At 52.0% G+C, this 1,612-nt stretch carries 1 protein-coding gene; it reads right to left on the reverse strand.

Features of this window, described 5'->3' with window-relative positions:
* Positions 1–259: 259 nt before the first annotated feature.
* A complete protein-coding gene (locus tag VAE55_RS10160) occupies positions 260–1,522 on the reverse strand; it encodes a class I SAM-dependent RNA methyltransferase (protein ID WP_322815671.1) in 1,263 nt (420 codons plus the stop codon).
* Positions 1,523–1,612 lie beyond the last annotated feature (90 nt).

Below are 1,612 nucleotides of genomic sequence, written 5' to 3' on the forward strand. Positions count from 1 at the left end.
TGGGACAAATTACCAATTTGTCCTGCGAATTACCGCTATATCTGGCGGTATACCACGCCGATTCCCAATGAGCCAGTTTTTCGTAAGTGACCATACGTGGATTTTACTTCTATTGTGCCCGATTGTCCAATGACACCACAAGTCTATCGATCATATTGTTCTTTCTAATATATTTTATGTTTAATTACACATACTGTATAGCGTAAAACTTGCATATAAATTGTTATTTCAGGTATTATAATACATAATACATATTTTGCTAATCGTTGGGTAGTTCTCCTACGCGAGATCGTAAATGGATAATCGTTTCAATGTGTGGGGTTTGCGGAAAGAGATCAATAGGTTGTACGAATGTGATCTGATAACCGGCGGCCAATAGTGGGACGAGATCGCGCCCGATCAGGCCGGGATGACACGAAATATAGACGATTTGGGGTGGTGCATGGGCGACAATCGCTTTGATCAAGGCCGGATGGCATCCGCGGCGCGGCGGATCGAGAATGACAGCGTGAAAAGTACCGTTGAGATGGGCAACGGTGTGTTCAGCAGCACCGTTGATAAATTGCACATTTGTAATCTGGTTGTCAATGGCGCTCTGCTTACCATCCTCTACAGCCGATTGATAGGCTTCAACGGCAATCACCTCGTCATAGCATCTGGCCAGTGGGAGGGCAAAGCTTCCCACCCCGCTGTAGGCATCGAGGAGGCGACCGCCATGTGGGTTCAGTGCGTCACGCACAACTGCAACCATGCGCTCGGCCTGGGCATGATTGATCTGAAAGAAGCTGCCTAGACTCAGCCGAAAGATCACTCCGTCAAGTTCGTCGTACAAAAATGGCGTTCCTACCAAGGGTTCGTCTTCTAGCGTGACCCCTGCCAGCACGGGAGTTGAGGCCTGCCAGGCTGTTGCCAGCCGTAACAGCGCATGTCGTCCAGCATCTGGCGTCGGAGAGAGGCGAGCAGCGGCATACCCGTAGGTTGCACTGGCACGCAGCGTAACCTCTTTGATTAAACCGGCAAAGGATAACCGGCGCAAACTCATCAGCGCATCCCGTAGTGCTGGTAAAAGTAATGGATCATCTGCCAGATCGACGACAGTCTTCGTCCCGGCTGCGTGATAGCCAAGAGTCGCTCCATCTACATGGAGACGGGCGCTATTGCGATAACCCCAGGGATGCGGTGCCGCAATCACGGGCTGGATCGGTATAGTGATGTCAGGGAGGAACTTTCGTAGCTGGTCGGCGACGATGATGCCTTTGTAGCGCACTTGAGCCGGATAGGCAATGTGCTGCCACGGTGCGTGATCGCCGGGCTTGATCTGAGGTTCAACCCGCTCCGGAGCAGCGCGCAGGATGTCACACACGGTAGCGCGTAGAAATCGGGCATGGCGTTCGGTGATGGTTGCTCTGACCCGCTCGCTCGGTAGTGCTCCGGCGACAAACACGACCAGCTCGTCGTGTCTGCCTACGCCATCGCCACCCTGGGCAATACCTTCAATCTCAAGTTCGATAGTATCGTGCATATGTATCTCTACGAGTAGAACCTGTTTCAAAAAAACATCTGCCAGAGGTTATCTCATTGATTGCCGACCGACCCCGATCGTGGCGAGTAC

The sequence above is a fragment of the Chloroflexus sp. genome, from assembly GCF_034432675.1.
Taxonomy (GTDB): Bacteria; Chloroflexota; Chloroflexia; order Chloroflexales; family Chloroflexaceae; genus Chloroflexus.

Excerpts from the sequence above, each read along its gene's own strand:
- VAE55_RS10160 (WP_322815671.1), bottom strand. The coding sequence starts at position 1,522 with ATGCACGATACTATCGAACTTGAGATTGAAGGTATTGCCCAGGGTGGC.